The sequence below is a fragment of the Brachybacterium subflavum genome (assembly GCF_009299795.1).
Lineage (GTDB): Bacteria > Actinomycetota > Actinomycetes > Actinomycetales > Dermabacteraceae > Brachybacterium > Brachybacterium subflavum.
Genome location: NZ_VIGP01000001.1, coordinates 289,948 through 306,715 on the forward strand (window position 1 = coordinate 289,948; position 16,768 = coordinate 306,715).

General features: G+C 65.8%; 13 protein-coding genes. 7 read left to right on the forward strand and 6 right to left on the reverse strand.

Going from position 1 to position 16,768, the window contains the following annotated elements:
- Nucleotides 1-8 precede the first annotated feature (8 nt).
- Together FHG10_RS01240 and FHG10_RS17860 are read left to right on the forward strand one after the other, a co-directional pair.
- The gene (locus FHG10_RS01240) at nt 9-689 is read left to right on the forward strand and encodes a hypothetical protein (RefSeq protein ID WP_152351517.1); all 681 of its coding nucleotides are present in this window, start codon (nt 9-11) and stop codon (nt 687-689) included.
- Between the two features lie 2 nt (nt 690-691).
- The gene (locus FHG10_RS17860; protein ID WP_193636151.1) at nt 692-847 is read left to right on the forward strand and encodes a hypothetical protein; all 156 of its coding nucleotides are present in this window, start codon (nt 692-694) and stop codon (nt 845-847) included.
- Nucleotides 848-910: 63 nt separating this feature from the next.
- Here the strand turns inward: FHG10_RS17860 and FHG10_RS01245 are convergent, their stop codons facing one another.
- The 3 genes from FHG10_RS01245 to FHG10_RS01255 all read right to left on the reverse strand — a co-directional run bounded on the left by FHG10_RS01245 (nt 911) and on the right by FHG10_RS01255 (nt 4,124).
- Nucleotides 911-1,444 carry a hypothetical protein gene (locus tag FHG10_RS01245; protein ID WP_152351518.1) on the reverse strand — a complete coding sequence of 178 codons (534 nt, stop codon included), beginning with the start codon at nt 1,442-1,444 and terminating at the stop codon, nt 911-913.
- A 70-nt stretch (nt 1,445-1,514) separates the two neighbouring features.
- Complete coding sequence (locus FHG10_RS01250) at nt 1,515-3,581, reverse strand: DNA primase family protein (protein ID WP_152351519.1); 2,067 nt, start codon at nt 3,579-3,581, stop codon at nt 1,515-1,517.
- 111 nt (nt 3,582-3,692) lie between these two features.
- Nucleotides 3,693-4,124, reverse strand: a complete 432-nt coding sequence (locus tag FHG10_RS01255) for a hypothetical protein (RefSeq protein WP_152351520.1) — start codon at nt 4,122-4,124, stop codon at nt 3,693-3,695.
- 1,353 nt (nt 4,125-5,477) lie between these two features.
- Here FHG10_RS01255 and FHG10_RS01260 point away from each other — a divergent pair.
- Nucleotides 5,478-6,140, forward strand: a complete 663-nt coding sequence (locus tag FHG10_RS01260; RefSeq protein WP_193636152.1) for a hypothetical protein — start codon at nt 5,478-5,480, stop codon at nt 6,138-6,140.
- Between the two features lie 398 nt (nt 6,141-6,538).
- Nucleotides 6,539-9,415 (forward strand): hypothetical protein, encoded by a 2,877-nt coding sequence (locus FHG10_RS01265; RefSeq protein ID WP_152351522.1) that lies wholly within the window; start codon nt 6,539-6,541, stop codon nt 9,413-9,415.
- Nucleotides 9,416-9,470: 55 nt separating this feature from the next.
- Here the strand turns inward: FHG10_RS01265 and FHG10_RS01270 are convergent, their stop codons facing one another.
- The 3 genes from FHG10_RS01270 to FHG10_RS18145 form a co-directional block, all read right to left on the reverse strand.
- Nucleotides 9,471-10,493 (reverse strand): hypothetical protein, encoded by a 1,023-nt coding sequence (locus FHG10_RS01270; RefSeq protein ID WP_152351523.1) that lies wholly within the window; start codon nt 10,491-10,493, stop codon nt 9,471-9,473.
- Between the two features lie 2 nt (nt 10,494-10,495).
- On the reverse strand, nt 10,496-10,807 hold the full coding sequence (locus FHG10_RS17865; RefSeq protein WP_193636153.1) for a hypothetical protein: 312 nt from the start codon (nt 10,805-10,807) through the stop codon (nt 10,496-10,498).
- 953 nt (nt 10,808-11,760) lie between these two features.
- Entirely contained in the window at nt 11,761-12,933 is a 1,173-nt protein-coding gene (locus tag FHG10_RS18145) for an SHOCT domain-containing protein (RefSeq protein WP_227487961.1), read from the reverse strand.
- Between the two features lie 111 nt (nt 12,934-13,044).
- Between FHG10_RS18145 and FHG10_RS01285 the strand changes: the two genes are divergently transcribed.
- The 3 genes from FHG10_RS01285 (at nt 13,045) to FHG10_RS01295 (ending at nt 16,768) form a co-directional block, all read left to right on the forward strand.
- Nucleotides 13,045-13,767: an SOS response-associated peptidase gene (locus FHG10_RS01285; RefSeq protein WP_152351525.1), complete on the forward strand. Its 723-nt coding sequence runs from the start codon at nt 13,045-13,047 to the stop codon at nt 13,765-13,767.
- Nucleotides 13,768-14,258: 491 nt separating this feature from the next.
- The gene (locus tag FHG10_RS01290) at nt 14,259-14,675 is read left to right on the forward strand and encodes a hypothetical protein (RefSeq protein ID WP_152351526.1); all 417 of its coding nucleotides are present in this window, start codon (nt 14,259-14,261) and stop codon (nt 14,673-14,675) included.
- The gene (locus FHG10_RS01295; RefSeq protein ID WP_227487962.1) at nt 14,606-16,768 is read left to right on the forward strand and encodes an McrB family protein; all 2,163 of its coding nucleotides are present in this window, start codon (nt 14,606-14,608) and stop codon (nt 16,766-16,768) included. Before FHG10_RS01290 ends, FHG10_RS01295 begins: the two co-directional genes overlap by 70 nt.

Consider the following 16,768-nt stretch of genomic DNA (forward strand, 5'->3'; position numbering starts at 1 on the left):
AGTCAGGCATGGCACAGCTGACGGTCAACCCGAGGGACGTCCAGAAGGTGCAGTCGGCGATCCGCATCGACGGCATGGAGGCGGCCAAGAAGCGGTTCGGCGAGGACTCGCCGGAGTTCAGGAAGGCGCAGCAGGACCGCCAGCGCCGGCGGATGGTCGCGCGTCGGGAGCAGGCGGCCCGGCACGCGACCGAGGCCAGGACGACCAAGAGGCAGCAGGCGTCCCCGACCGGTCAGGCCCAGGACGCGGGCAAGCGTCAGGCCGAGGCAGCGGAGGCGGCCAAGCGTCGGCAGGCGCAGAAGTCGGCGGCGGACCGCACGGCCCAGAGCCAGCAGCAGGCTCGGGCGCAGGCTCAGCGTGCTCAGGACCAGCGCACCCAGGCCCAGGCACAGGCGCGTGCCCGTGCTCAGAGCCAAGCGCAGGCCGAGAGCAGGGCGCGGTCGCAGGCACAGATCCAACGGGCGCACCAGACGGCGACGGAGGCGGCTGCACGGCGCAAGCAGCAGCAGTCCCCGGCGGCCGAGCGGGTCTCCCGTGCTCCGCGGCAGGCTCCGGCGGCGGCGACGCGGGCCACCGCGGCGCAGTCGCAGGGGCCGTCGGCGACGGAGCGCATGCAGGCGATGCAGCGCCGGCAGGCGCAGCTGCGGGCTCGTCAGCCCCAGGTGCAGTCCCAGGGTCAGGCGATGTGACCATGTGGAACGGACCTGCTCTGCACGGCGACGAGGTGTTCGCCGGCGGCTACCGCATCTGCCCCGAGTGCGACGAGATGGCCGCGCTGTACGCGGGGGAGCCGATCGAGCACGCTCCCACGTGCCCCAAGGCCGAGGGTCGCCGGCTGCGCACGTGAGCAAACCCCGAGCATGAAGAAGCCCCGTCGGAGCGATCCGGCGGGGCTTCTTCATGGAGAGGCTCAGGAGGCGAGCTGACCCCACTGGGGCGTCACAGGCTCCTCCTCGCCCTCATCGTCGCTCTGAGGGGCCGTCAGCGGCTTCGGGACGGGCTGGACGGGCGTCGGGGTGGTCCGACTCCGCCCGCGCTTCTCGCGCTTCTCACGGCGCTCCTCGCGCTCGAGGTGGCGCATCTCGATGCCCTCCTTGTCCTCCGTCTTCAGGCGGGCCAGCAGAGCGGGGTCGGCCTCCTCGATGATCGTCTCGAGCATGGCCAGCAGGCGCTCGGTGCGTTCCTCCTCCTTCTTGTCGACGGGCACCACGACGGTGCCGCGATCGGTGATGCGGCTCGTCGGGGTCTCGGGGTCGACCTCGAGCATGTCGTACAGGGCGTCGACGACACGGTAGGCGCTGAGCCCGGCGACCTTCGCCGCGGCCTGCAGGGCGGCCTCCTGTGCCTTCGCCTCGGCCTGCACGGCTTCGAGCTGGCGCTGCAGTTCGGCCTGCTGCTCGCGGATCGCCTTCTCCTCGCGGGTGAGCTTGCGGTTGAGAGCCATGATGGGGGTTCCTTTCTGGTGGGTACTGCGATGGGTGATGGGTACTACGGACAGGTGGTCGGGGTGGTTGTCAGGCGGTAGCGCTCGGATCGTGGTCGGCGGCGTTATCCCAGGGAGAATCCTGGGTGGCGTTGACCCACTTGAATTCCGTCGAGGTGGACGACCAGGTTGCGGTGGTGTGACAGGTGCAGTCGTCTTCGCAGGGCTCGTTGCCCGGGAGCGGCTTCGCAGAGCCGGGCACCTTCCGCTTGATCCCACCCACCGGGTCGTTCTTGCGCCAGTGGGCCGCGAGGTGGCCCTTGTTTGGGTCCCACAGAACCGGAACGCGGTACTGCTCGATAAGGGGCTCCGCACCCTTGACCATGCCACGGGGCCGCTGAACCTTGAACTCCATACGGCGCTTCTCCTCGTTGTACACCTCGTCGGCGTACCAGTCCTCGTCGTTCTTCACAGCTTCGAGGATTGACTTCCGGAACATCGGAAATGAAACCTTCCGACCTTCCGGGTTGATGTCCAGGACCCATTCCTTATAGAACTGGTAAAGAAAAGACTTGCAGGGAAGGAAGTCCCAGCGGAACAGGTCGCGGTTCTCGCTCCAGAAGAGGCGCACCGGGTCGTTGGCCTCCTTGTACTGCTCGAGGAACACACGACTCACCTCGGGGTTGCTCAGCTCGTAGAACTCACCGGGGGTCTCAGCGCCCGCCCGGTTCATCGCGTACCAGGCGACGTACTCGAGAACCTCCGGACGCTGGAGGTAGTCGTCCTTGATGTACTTGAGGTCGTTGCCCTCGAAAGTCTTGTCGAACGGGACGAACAGGTCTCGCCTGTACCACGAGTTCGACTTGTCCTTCACCTTCGGCTCGCCGTTGAGGCACTGAATCATGAGGCCGTTGAAGGCGATGTCGACAGGGTTCTGTCCCTTGATGTTGACAGTGAAGGTGTCGCCATTGGTAACGGCCTTGACGTTGGAGATGTCGTCGACATAAGTATTGACCGGATTTTCGTCGACGATGACGGCATTAGCACGCAGAAGGCGCTCGAGGTAGAACTCCTTGCCGAAGTCCTTAAGGGGGATCGACGCGTGCACGCCGGGGCCGAGAATGTTGCGGATGAGGTGACACAGGGACCCCTTTCCGTTGTTGCCTACCTCGGAGTAGAGGAAGGCGATCTTGGTCCACCTGACGTACGGACGCAGTGCCGCACTGATGATCTCCCAAAGCAGCTTGCTCAGACCCTCACCGCCGGGGTAGTCACCGAGGTCTTCGATCCACTCGCGCACCTCCCATCCGTCCGGGCCGTCGGTGTCGACGTGGTCGAGGATGCGCACCTCGGGCAGCTCAGGGACGTCCATGTACCGCACCGTGAACTTGGAGGTGAAGACGACGTCAGGGGTGAAGTCCCGGAAGGACTTGGGCTCGAAGTGGTAGGTGGTGCCGTTGAGCTCGATGTCCTTAGGCTCGGTGCCGTAGTAGAACAGCCCATTGCTGAACGCGATGAGGTCCCGGTTGTCGTTCTTCTCCCGCCGAGGGGCGGCCTCGCGCATCATCTGCAGGACTTCGGTGGTCTCCTTCCGGAGGAGGTTCCTGTTGAACTCATTGGCCAGCCCCCGGATGTACAGGTCATCGCTGTCGAACGTGCCGGCCCGCGGGCCGTCGGTCCGATAGACGGCGAGCAGCTCGCGGTCACGCAGCTCAACCTTCTTGTTCGGCGTGATGAGAGTGGCGTGGTGGAAGTGGATGACGAACTGAGCGATCTGCCAGAAGGTGGGGGCCCTCAGCAGGAGCATCCGCGCCGCTGCCGGCGTGCCCTTCGGCATCGCCCCGTTGCGCTCCATCAGCAGCTCGTTCGTGACGGTCACGACGACCCCAGCGAAGTCTGCATCGGGCACGACACCCTTCGGAAGCTGGGCCAGGATCGCCTTCGTGGCCTCCTGGATGATGTCGCTCTGGGTCGCGATCTTAATGCGGGGCTGGAGCCAGTTCAGAACCTGCCTGCGGGCGGTCACCGCCCAGTCCGGGAGCGGGATCTCCTCGGTAGGCGGGGTGGCGAGTGCGATCGGTGCCGAGATGTCGAGACCATCAAAGTCGTCATCCCAAACGGGCTGCTCGTACTTGCTTTCGGCGTTGTCATATGCCACGATGGAAGGGCCTTTCAGAGATGGTGCCGCGAATGAGTTGGACGCTCAGCGGCGAGGTTCAGACTGGGGGGAGTGCACCGTCGGCTAAGCCGGCGGTGTTCTTCTTTGTCCTCAGGAGGCGAGGAGGTCGCGCAGCGCTGCGCGGTGCAGGTCGTCCATCGTGGGCCAGCTCCGGATCACCTGAGCGGTCACGTCGGCGATCTCGCGGGTGTCCTGCGAGCTCTGCCGGGGAGCCACGTACTCCTGCATGGACGCGGGTACGAGGCGGCCGGGGATGTGCAGTCGCCACAGGTCTGACCTGCGGATCCCGATACCACGGCCGCCCAACCGCTCGGTGGGGACGACGCCGCGGGCGATGTGGTCGCGGATGGTCGGCTCGGAGCCGAACGCTGGGAGGTGGCCGGGCACACGGATCCGGCTGACCTCGCCGATCGTCAGGATCGGGTCGCCCTCGTCGGAGAGCAGCATCTCGACCGAGCGCGGGAGGGTCTGCACCGCGCCGGCGTCGGTCAGGGGTGCATCAGGACTGGATTCAGCAGACATGGAGAGTCCTCAGGACATGGGGAGCCATCCGGTTCCCGGCCTCGTCTGGGCTCTTTTCACCGGCCGCTATCAGGGATGCACGCCGAGTTTGGGTACCCGGAACCCTGTGGGATCTGCTTGAGTGGCCACATCCTACATGGAAACGTCTGCCCTCACAAGATGCTTACGCAAAATAACTGGGCGAGTCGATCCTGACTGACGACGAACCGCCGTTCGACCAGAGCGACCTGGCGACGGTCACGACGCAGTCGAGGCGCGATCAGACTGGAGTCGAAGGGAGCGCAGTGCTGGTGCGCAGGTGGACGTCAACAAGACCCTCTAACGCGGCCTCCGGCCGCTCCACGCAAAGTCGCTCAGGAGGGGCCGCCCGGCCAGGAGGCCGGTGGCGGGCGTGCAGTTGTGGCGGTTGTGAAGCGCAACCGGCACAACTGCACGACTGGGATGACTACCGCCGTGACCGCCGAGAGCTCCCGTCGACCGCGACCGCGACCGCGACCGCGCGGGGTTACGGTGAAGCAGCGGGCCGGGGTGACCACGGTGGCGACGTCGAGCCGCCTGTTGAGCAGCTCTCCAACACGGCCGCCGTCCGCGTTCCCCCAGGTCAGACAGAGAAGAGGGAGGGGGTCGTGGAGTTCGCGGTGAGCCATGTTGAGGTTGACGGAGCGCTCTTCAACACGCATTAGCCCAGGTCAGAGCCGGAAACTGGGGGTGGCTGTTGAGATGTTGAAGCGATTTGGCGGAGTTCTGCTGTAGGACATGCAGCGGCGACGGCCCTCGGGGAGGAAGTTCCCTACTAACCCCTCTAGATCACTTCAACACTTCAACATTTGGTATAGAAAGGGCCTCTGACCTGCGGTGATGTTTGTTGAAGCAGGTCTTCTCGACTTCAACACAGCAGGTCGAGCTTCCCGTGAAACTGCCTCTGGCCTGCGGTGATGAGTGTTGAGGCGTGCTTCAACACTCGGCGACCGGCAGCCCTGACGCCCAGCGTGAGCCGTCTGCGGCATGCCCCCCCTCACCCCTTGAACCCCGGGGGGAGGATCGCCCCCCTCCTCCTGGACGACTCCCCGTGGAGGGGCGGGCCGGAGGCGCGCCCCGGCAGATAGGCCTAGCCGGCAGTGCTCAGGGTGGCCTCCTGTCATTCCCCGGGACGGTTCCGACGGGCATTCCGGGGGTGCGATGCTGGTTTATCAACATCGCTGTGTGACCTACTGAAGAAAGTTGAAAAAAGTTGGCCCAACCCCTTCCCTTTCGGTCGCCGGAGCCATACACTAGGAGCACCACAGCAGAACCGGCAGGCGCTCTAGCCAAGCGCCTGCAGCTGTGACCATCTCTCGCTCTAGAGGAGTCACTATGACCGCCATTGTCGGCACCCCGCTCATTTCGTCCACCACCGATTCTCGATCGCTTCTTCGCAGGCTCCGTGCTGCGTGGGGTAATGAGGACGGCTCCACCGTCGTCTCGTCCTTCTTCGGCAGGCTCTGCCTCCTCGCGGCGGGCACCTGCTCCGCGGTTGCACTCTCCCCGCTTCTGGGCGTCGCCCATGACACCGCGGCGATGCAGACTCTCAGCGACGTGCAGGTCGCGCAGGAGAGCCATTGGCTCATGAGCGTCGGTGAGGACGCGCCCGCGTACGTGTCAGCGGAGACCCTCGTCGAGGACGGATTCGTCAAGCAGGGTGTGACCGGCATCGCGACAGGGCCCGTAGCCCACCCCCGCGACTTCGCAGGTGACGCGACCTACTGGGTGCTCTCGGCATCCGACTCCGGCACCGTCTACCTGCAGCTCGGCGACCAGGCCGGCGACCCCCTCGAGCTTCACGAGGGCGACGTCGTCCCCGACCTTGCGCCCATGACGGGCGCGCAGGAGGAAGAGCTGACTGCCCTTGCGCAGCAGCTGCGCGAGGAGGCTGCGGTGGACACGAGCCCTCTGGCGGCGCGTCTCCAGGAGCTGCGTGACGCCGGCGAGGCTGTCACCGAGGAGGTCCAGAAGGTCGCTACGAACGCTGGACAGTGATGCGGCGCACCGCCGATATCCTGGATTCCTCGTGTAGACTGGCATTGTCTCCGTAGAGCGAGACATTGCCTCTGGCCGAGGCAGTCGAGAACCCCACCTTCCGAGGTGGGGTTCTTGTCTTTCCGGCACTCCTTTCATGCATTCCGCGGCTGTTCGCTCAGGAAGGATCGTCCACAGTTGAGCGGTCGAGCGCTGGTTTATCAACATCATGCGCCGCCGCGCCGAAAGTTGTTCAGGAATCTCTGTCCCAGGCCTGTTCCGTGAACACCCCTCGCAGTAGAATGGGAGTAATCATTCTAGGGAGGTCCTATCTGGACGCTCCCCTCGATCAACAGGGGGTTTTCATGAAGGTCAACGACTCCACTTTCCACATCCCTCCCTCTAGGTTCAGGGCGGCAGTGTCGAGGAGCATTTCGCTGACGCTCCTGGCGAGCCTCCTGCTCGGCGGAGCGCTCGCTCTGGGGCCGACCTCGTCCGCGCATGCGGACCCGACCACACCCGCGGCGACGTCCGAGGGCCGGCCCGAGTTCACCCCCGAGCCTGTCCAGTTCGAGCTGCTGCCCGGTGGTGGCGGCGTCGAGGCTGTCCCGCTGGAGTGGCCCGAGGGCACGACCATGACCTACCAGTGGAACATCGACGGCGAGCCCATGCCCGGCAAGACCGGGACGACGTTCCTGTTCGACCAGCCCTGGTACGGGGACAAGGACCTCACGCTCACAGTCATCGCGTCGAACCCGGGGTACCAGACGGCGAGCTTCACCTCGCCCGCGCGGCGCATTGCAGACTCGGACATTCGGTTGAACCTCACGCTGGACTCGTCGATCCCGGTGATCACCGGTCTGCAGGACGGGAACCCGCCGCAGGTGCACCAGGTGCTCTCGGCGGCGACGGGCCGCTGGACCGCTGGCACGACGTTCGCCTACCAGTGGCTCGCCGACGGTGAGCCGATCGCCGGCGCGACCAAGCGCGACTTCACTGTCACCTCGGATCAGGTCGGTGCGAAGCTGTCCGTGGAGATCGTCGGCTCCAAGACCGACTACACGACCAATGCCCGCGTCTCGTCCGAGACTCCCTCGGTGCCGACCTCCGTCACCCCGCGGGTTGTCGTCTCCGGGAGCGCGACCGTGGGTGCGACCCTCAAGGCCGACGTCGGCAGCTGGCCCGGGTGGAAGGCCGCGGAGTTCTACTGGAAGGTCGATGGCGTCGACGTCCGCCAGGCCGACGTGGAATCCGACTCGTACGTGCTGACCACCGACCACGTCGGGCACGAGATCAGTGTGTCCACGACCTGGTTCCACGTCGGCGACTCCGCCGCTGTCTTCGACCCGGTCAGCATTGACAGCGACCGCACAGCGAAGGTCGCTGGTCTGGCCGAGCAGACGGCCGGCACCGTGACGATCGCGGGCACGCCGCAGGTGGGCAAGACGATCGTGGCCGACACCGCGGGCTGGGGGAAGGGCTCCAAGCTCTCGTACCAGTGGTTCGCCGACGGCGAGCTGATCCCGGACCAGACCGAGGACCGCATCAAGGTGCCGCGCGACGTCGCAGGCAAGCGCATCACCGTGAAGGTGACCGGCGTCCTCGCCGGTCACACCGATCGCACGGCGGAATCGGATCCGACCCCCGCCGCCACGCTCCCGGCCCTGTCGAGCGGCTCCGTGAAGGTGACGGGGAGCGGCCGCGTCGGATCGACGCTGACCGCTGAGACGGCCAGGTGGCCTGAGGGTACCGGGCTGACGTATCAGTGGGTCGTCTCCGGACTTCCCGACGGCGGCGGCTACACGATCCCGGGTGCGACCGGTCCGACGCTGACCCTGACTCCCGAGCTCGAGGACGGGCTGATCGAGGTCTACGTGAAGGGTGTGCACGACGACTACAGCTCCTCGACCGCATCGGCCTTCTTCGCGGGCCGGGTCCTCCCCGAGGCGCAGCACCCGAGTGCGACCACGGTCACCGGCACGCTCCGCGTCGGCGAGAAGGTCACGGCGGTCCCGCACGACTGGGCTCGCGACACGCGGTACGAGTACGTTTGGGCGGCCGGGACCGGTGGTCAGCTGGAGTGGCTCGAGGGTGATGGTGGCCCCAGCCTCACGATTACCCCGGACCTCGCCGGGAAGCAGATCGGGGTCCTGGTCATCGGTGCCCACGAGGGGCTCCCCGAGAAGCGCTACTCGACCCTGCTCGGTGAGGTCGAGCAGGGAGCCCTCGACGTCTCGACGCCCGAGATCGCAGGCACTCCCACCGTGGGGCACACCCTGAGCGCGATGCCGGGGCAGTGGACCAAGGGCACGGCGCTCTCCTACCAGTGGTACGCCGACGGCGCTGCCCTGGACGGCGCGACCTCCGCAAAGCTCGCTGTGACCCCCGACCACCTCGGCAAGCAGCTCTCGGTCGCCGTCACAGGTGAGCTGGACGGCTACGTCGCGGCCCAGCGCACCTCGAAGGCGACTGCTCCGGTCGCCGCCGGCTCCATGACCGGTCCCACCCCGGGCCTGTCGGGCAGCAGCCGCGTCGGCCAGACGATCATCGCGACAGCCGGCACGTGGCCGAAGGGCGCGAAGCTGGCGTACCAGTGGAAGGCGAACGGCGTCTCGATCAAGGGCGCGACCAAGTCGTCTATGGCCGTCGCGCCCTCGCTGAAGGGCAAGCGCCTCACGGTGACGGTGACTGGAAAGCAGGCCGGCTACGCGAACGTCTCGCACACCTCGCGCGTCTCGAAGCCCGTCGCCGCCGGCACCATGATCTCGGCGACGCCGGGGCTGTCGGGCAGCAGCCGCATCGGTCAGAAGATCTACGCCAAGCCGGGCACCTGGTCCAAGGGCGCGAAGCTCTCCTACCAGTGGAACGCGAACGACAAGGCGATCAACGGCGCGACCAAGCCCTCGATGACCGTCACGCCCTCGCTGAAGGGCAAGCGACTCTCGGTCACCGTGATCGGCCGTCTGGACGGGTACACGACCATCTCGCACTCCTCTCGGGTCTCGAAGCCGGTCTCCCTCGGCATCCTGACTGCCTCGACCCCGAAGATCTCGGGCACCGTCCGAGTGGGATCGAAGCTGGCGGCGAAGGCCGGCAGCTGGAGCTCTGGAACGAAGTTCTCGTACCAGTGGTACGCGAATGGGAAGCCGATCAAGGGTGCGGCCAAGTCCACTCTGGTCCTCGACTCGTCCCAGAAGGGCAAGACCATCACCGTCAAGGTCAAGGGGTCCAAGAGCGGCTACAACACCGTTTCGAAGAGCTCCGGCAAGACCGCGAAGGTCGCAGCGCGTCGGTGAGCCGCACGGAGCCCCGAGAGAACTTTCCCTCGGGGCTCCGTCGTCTCAAACGCCCTCAGGCCCGAGAACCGGTGACCTCCGCCGGCGGCACCCCGCGCCGGAACGCCTCGCGCGCGACGTCGAGGGGGAGCGGGCGGCCGTACAGTCGGCTCGGGATCTCCTCGATGGGGAAGTCCCAGAGCAGCCCGAAGCGAGCGAGGTACCAGCCGGCTCTCGTCACCGAGCCGGACTTCTCGAGCGTCGGCGGCACCGAGAGCACGTAGCCCAGGAGCTGGCGGATACCGTCCCCGGTCAAGAGCGTCTGTATGCGCGTGCTGCCACCGGACTTCACCTCGATCAGCGTGCCGTCGAGCAGCAGATCTGCCTGACCGTGGCCGCACCGCGGTTGCACGACGGACCTCGTCAGCTGCGAAGGCGCGGGGAGTGCCCGCGTCGCCAGATGGAGCATGTCCGCGACGGCTGAGATCTCATCCCCATCCGGGATCTCGAGCATCGCTCCGAAGACCGTCGTCTTCAGACGGCTATGCCGGCGCTCCGGCGTCTGACAGAGCATCGGCTCCCGTCCGACTGCCGCGTGCAGTCCGAGCACCATGCCGTGCCTGCCGAGCCCTGTCCTGCCGTGCTCGTCCTCGATCGTGTCGGCCCGCAGGTCCGGGAGCCAACTCTTCAGCACGCGCCGGTACTCCTTCCACGCCTCGTCCCAGGTTTGGAGCTCGGCGGGGGTCCTCGGTTCCCCTCTCGAGTGGTCGATCGGCCCGAACATCACCTGGCGCACCCGGTGCCGGCCCCACTCGGCTGTCTCCGTGGTCGGCTCCTGCGAGTAGCGCAGGTTCAGCAACTCGTCGATGGCATTGCCGACGGCAGCGTCCCCGGAAGCGTCGGTGACGAGGCACGTGAGGCCATGCAGGCGCGTCGAGGACGTGAATACGAGAGGCCCGGTGGTGCCCTCCACGGTCTGCGGCGGCTCGCCGGTCGGTCTGAAGCGCACGCCGTCGAGATGGCTGTAGTGCTCCTTGAGGTACAGGTTCCGCTTGTGCCAGAACTGCATCGGCCGCTCGAACTCGTAGGCACTGCCCATGGTTATCGCCCCAGATCGATGTCGACGGCACCGATCTTGGTGGTGGACCCCTTGGCGAAGTACGCCGTGCAGCGCATGGGTTCTGTGCCGTCATCGCTGTTGACGCGCGTGGTGAGCCGGACGCCGTCGGAGAGCTCGTCAATCGTGAGATCCGTGCTCGGGGCAATCTGGACATCGCTGCCACCGGTCGTCGAGAGTCGGTCCGAGAGAGCCAGATTGCAGAGGTTCACCATCTGATTCTCCATGTCGTGCGCGCGCGTTCTCGACGCGGTGTTCATCATCAGCGCCCAGACCAGCACGACGACGAGAACCACCGCTGCGATCGTGAGCACGTTGCGCCGACGCGGCGTCCGCGTGAGGACGATCCAGCCCTCGGCGGCCGCGCGGGTCTTCCTGTGCTCCGTGGTGAAGCTGCCCTGCTTCGCGCGGCCCGTATGCTTGAACTCCTCAGCTGGAGCCTTGCGAGGTGGGTCTTCTCGACGGGCCGTGGGCCGCGATCGCTGAGGGGTCTCAGAGCGTGCTCGGCGCTGAGGATCGTGGGTGCTGTTCACGGCGGTGGCCTCACAGGTGTCGAAGTGGAGTCGCGAAGGCTCGCGATCGCATCATCGCACCGCACACCCACTTTCGGACGCCGAACGTCATCGGACTGGCGCATACTCACCACATGAGAACGAGAGGGCAATGGATTGCACTGCTGTTCGCCGTCACGCTGATGACGTCGTGCGGAGAAACTGCGCCCGATGAGCCCGAGACGGTTGAGCCGACGACCTCAGCCACACCTTCTGAGGCTGAATCAGTGACTCCGGATGCCACGGGCCTTTTCAACCCGGACAGCTTAAAAGCAGCAGTTGCTGAGCTTGGTGCGCAGTGCGAAAACGAATGGATCAGGAACGGCAACACGGAGTCGTGTATCGACATCACAACGCCCGGAGGTGGCAACTTCATGATCGTCGAAGCGCCCGAGGAGGACGCGATGATGTCGTTGACCGCTGGAGGGTGGGACTCGGGCGGCCCATACACCTCGGTCTGGAACGACGACTACGGCTTCATGTACCCGGATGCACAGGCCGGAGAGTGGGTGGACCCGATCATCCAGGACTGCATGGCGGGGGGAGTCCGAGTGTCTTATGCAGATGGCCGACGATGCCCCGGCTGTCTTGAACTAGGACGCCAACGGCGTCGTCATCCGGGACCACAATCGTTCCCCGAACGCAGACTGAGGAAGCGCCTCGCTACGCGCCAGAGCCTCGACTCCGAGCCCGGGCTGCTACGCATTCGGCCCTGCCAGCAGCCTGGTCTTCGCCGTCTGGAACTCCTCATCGGTGAGCACGCCGGCATCGCGCAGCTCGCCGAGCTTCGCCAGGCGCGACACCAGATCGTCTGCGGGCGCTGCCGGGGGAGGAGGCGTGGGCATTCCGGCCGGCATCGTGATGTTCACGCTCGTCTGCTTCGCGGCGGCGATGCGCTGCCGGAGCTCCGACATCTCGGCCCGAGCGCTCGTGTACTCGGAGTTGTTGATAGGCAGGGTGTTGCTCAGAGTCCATGGACTACCGGCATCCGCGTTACGACTACTATTCGAACCCCTCCAATAGTCGTGGTTCGCCGTCCCTTGATACGACGACGTCAGGACCTCGAGAACGCTGCCGAGGAGTTGCTTGTTGAACTCGATCGCATTGATGTCGTGGTAGTAGAACGTGGTGCTGCGGCTGCCGAACATCGTGCCGGCCATGTAACCCTGCATGTTCCCACCCTTGACGATCATCAGGCGGTCATCGAAGCACGCCATGCAGCCAGCCATGAAGCTCGTGAGAATGAACCACGGTTCCTCGCTGTCGTGACAGTGCTGCAGGATCGTGAGGCCGCTCGCCTTGTTGGGTGGGCCGTTCGGGAGCCGAGTGTTCGGCCAGGTCTTCGTTGCTGCACGAGCCTTGAGCGCCTCCTGGTGCCCGCGCTCGAGCCTGGTCCGCTCCTCGCGCGAGGTGACCTCGGCCTGACGAGACGCCTGGACGAACTCCTTCTGTGTGGGCATGTAGGCGTCAGTGAGTTCCTTGCGCCGAGCCACCCAGGCCTGCCACGCCTCGTTGTTGGGGCCAAGGCGAGGGAAGGTCTCCAGTGCGGCCTTGAGAGCGAGCCGCTCCACCATGTCAAGCTTCGGAATCGTGATATCGGCGGCTCCACCCTTGCGATGGATGACGACGCCGCCCTTTTCCGTGTCGTCGTAGCCGATGACATCCCCGTACATGAAGCGAGGGTCAGGGGTCGAGAAGTTGAATCCGGCGAACCCGAGCGTGGTCAAGTAGAAGCTGTCGAACCCGGCCATCACGCCCGGGACGTAACCGATGAAGAAGGTGACTTCGCCTGGCTGAAGTCGAGCCGTTCGTTTCGCCAGCTTCTTCCCGGTGTTAAAGCTCTTCGCACGATCGGTGATCTCTGGTTCCACGCCCCACCCCTCCACTGTCCTGTTTTGGGGCATTCTACTGCGAGTGCGACCGCTTCCGAGCCGATTCGGGCACGGTCTACGCTCGATCCCACGACGACGAGGGGATCCATCATGTGCGGACGGTTCGTGCTCGACTACGACGAGGCGGGGCTGCTCCACGCCTACGTCGCGACCAAGGCTGATCGCGAGGATCCGGACTGGTCGCCGGTGTTCTCGATCGCGCCATCCACGCTGGTGCCCGTCGTCCGCGAGCACTTCGACGACGAGGGCGAGCTGCAGCGCACCCTCGAGCCCGCCCGCTGGGGCCTGCGCCCCTCGTGGGCGAAAGAGAAGGGTCCGCGGCCGATCAATGCCCGCTTCGAGACCGTGACGAGCAACGGCATGTTCAAGGGCTCCTTCACCTCGCAGCGCGTCGTCGTCCCCATGAGCGGCTACTACGAGTGGGTCGAGCAGGAGGACGGCACGAAGCAGCCGTACTACGTCCACCCCGAGAAGGGCGGCCTGCTGAACGCCGCCGGACTCGCTGCCGCGCGCAAGGAGGGCGAGGACTGGCAGGTGACCTTCACGATCATCACGCGTGAGGCGAAGGACGCCGCGGGCGACGTCCACGACCGCATGCCCGCGTACCTCCCGGACGAGAAGCTGGGGGAGTGGCTCGCGCCAGGCAAGCTCGACGATGACGAGAAGGCCGATCTGCACCAGGGGCTGGGCGAGGTGTCCGAGGAGATCGCCAAGACACTCGTGACCTACCCGGTCGACCGTCAGGTCAACAACGCCCGGAAGGTCGACCGTACAGATCCCTCGCTCATCGAACCCGTCGAGCTCGGCGCATGACGAGCATCGACGCCGAGATGCCGTATGAACCCATTCGACGTCATGACAGAGTGAGGTCATGAGTTCGTCCATAGCGGTCACGCCTCGCACCCATTGGGTGAACGGGTGGTTTCTGAGGCTGTTCGCTCACCCGGTCGTTCGTCTAGACGGTGTCGACCACGAGGCGAAGTGGGGCCGACCGCTTCAGATTGATACCACTGGGGGTACGCACGAACTCGCCGTCGGTGCTCGCTATCGCGGCACGGCCAGTGTTCTCGGAGCGGCCGGGGCGCGGGTCGACGTGCCCGACGGACAGCACGTGGGGCTCGTGGCGAGGAACGGGCTCTTCAACCACCAGCCCTTCACCGTGCGCACACTGGGCGCAGTCCCGCATCCAGCCTCTTTAGCTGGCGAACCGTAGCGCACCGGACACCTGGCCGCAGCAGCTCAGGTGTAGCCACGTGTCGACCCCTCATTCCGTCTTCACGATGAAGGAGCTGCAGCAGATGCGCATGGTCTCGCCCGAGCCGCGCTACGTGCAACTGATGTTCCGCGAGGTCCCGTCCGATGACAGCCCGACGACGTTCGGTCCGTACCGGCCGCTCGTCGGTGTCTACGAGGAGGAGGCCGACGCGATCAGAGCCGAGCTGCGCAACCCCGGTATCGGGGTGCACTGGATCGAGTTCGAGGTCATCGGACCTCGCGCTCGTGCATCGCAGGAGTTCGTCTGGGTCGCCGTCGACACGGACTGTCCGCTCGCGCCGGAGGTCGACACCAATCCCTGCGCGGTCTTCGGCACGCTTGAACGCGCCCGATCCTGGGTCGAGGAGCACGCCCGGCGCGGTGAACACCTCCTGCTGTGGCGACTGCCGCTGAACCAGATCGATCCCACGAACCGCTCGGTCTTCGAGCTGGTCGAACTGAGCTGACCTCGCGCCGGCCTGGTGCATGCTGGGGAGAGGTCTTGCGCGCGCTCCGTTCGTGCTCGACCCGAGGCGTACTGTCCGCGATCGCCGACCGGATGTCGCCCCTACCCGCTACGGTCATCCCCATGACGATGTGGCGACCGAAGCACGTTTCCGAGAAGCTCGGACTGAAGGCGAACGAGGACGTGCGCCGTCCATTGCGCGCTAAGTATCCCGAGCATCCTGCTCACAAGCCGTGGCAGCTCACGCGCGAGATGATCGGAGTCGTCGGCGAGTGGAACCTGTCCCGCGGGAACGTCACCTCGCAGCGCATTGATGAGGTACTCGCCGAATTCGACGCAGCTCAGCCCGCATCTGCTGAGGGATCCGTCGAACCGATCCCGGGAGAGCCGCCCGCGTGCAGTCTCATCGACTTCGACGGACCGGTCAGCAGAGAGGCGGAGCGGCTGCTGGAGTGCGCTCGCGCCGGCGGATCCGTACTTACTGACCACGACGTGTGGACCGACGAGAACGTAGAGCTCCTCATGGAGCGCTTCGCGAAGCAGCCGGACGTCTCGGGCAAGGACTTCTTCTCGAAGCTGGACCTGCAGCTGGATGGGGTCTCAGACGATGTCCGTGTGCTCTTCGCAGAGATCTTCCTGCTGCAGATCCTGCCTCTCGCGCAGTACCTCCCCGCCACCAAGGTGGGCTACATCGAGCGTGTTCTGCGGGACGCGGCTGGCGAGTACGAGATACCTGACGAGATTACCGAGGCGCTCGAGTCTCCCGTTTTCGGGGGAGGTGTCGCGTTCAGCACCCGCCGCTTCCAACAGCTGTCGATGCTGATCGAATTCGTGCGGTACCTGCGCACACTCACCACGGAGGAACTCGACCGCGGGTGGGAGGAGCCTCTCGCCTGGCGCGAGATCGTGAGCAACTCGCCCGGCACACCGGAACCAACCCTGAGAGGCTCGCTCACCTACCTGGGGCATCCCGACTACTTCTTCCCGATCGTCGTCGACAAGGACAAGAGGCTGATCGTGAAGGAGTTCTTCCCCGAGGTGACCGGCCGGCCAGCAAGCGGTGATCTCGACGTGGACCTTGCCGCCCTGCGGGAGTGGATGTCCCCGTCGCCGGGTCCTCTGCCCAACTTCTACGAGTCTCCATTGTTCGAACGCTGGATCGACCACGACCAGGGGTCTGCAGTGGAGGACGCGGAAGAGCTGGACAGCGCGCCCTACACCGTGGAGTCGATCATCGAAGACGGGGCCTTCCACCCTCCGCACGAGCTGCGCCGGATCATCGACCGTTGGCAGTCGACGAAGAACATCGTCCTGCAAGGTGCGCCGGGCACAGGTAAGACCTGGCTTGCCCGCCGACTCGCCTACGCGCTGATCGGCTTCGAGGACGAGTTGAGCGTCCGCGCCGTGCAGTTCCATCCCGGAACCTCCTACGAGGACTTCGTGCGCGGATGGCGGCCCGCAGGAGATGGCACCCTCGAGCTCGTGGACGGACCTCTGCTGCAACACGCAGAACTCGCACGGCAGGACCCCGACATCCCTCACGTGATGATCATCGAGGAGTTCAACCGTGGCAACCCGGCCCAGGCGCTCGGCGAGATGCTGACCCTCCTCGAACACACCAAGCGCTCCGAGCGGGAGGCCCTCGAGCTGACCTACACCCGGGACGATGGGGATCGCTTCTACCTGCCCGAGAACCTCTACGTCATCGGCACGATGAACACCGCGGATCGGTCGCTCGCTCTGGTCGACTTCGCCCTCCGCCGGCGCTTCGCGTTCTTCGAGCTCGAGCCGCAGCTCAACGACGCGTGGAAGGCCCACCTGCGGGACAAGTTCCGCACGGCCCCGGCGGGTCACATCGAAGAGATCGCGCGCCGGGTCATCGCGATGAACGACCAGATCGCCGAGGACCCGAACCTCGGGAAATCATTCCGGATCGGCCACTCCTACTTCACCCCAGAGGTCGAGGCCAGTGAGCTGTGGCCGTGGTTCCAGGCCGTCGTCGAGACGTCGGTCGCGCCGCAGCTGAGCGAGTACTGGCACGACGATCCCGCGGCCGTCGAGCGCATGGTCGAGCAACTGCTCGCGGAGGTCTGA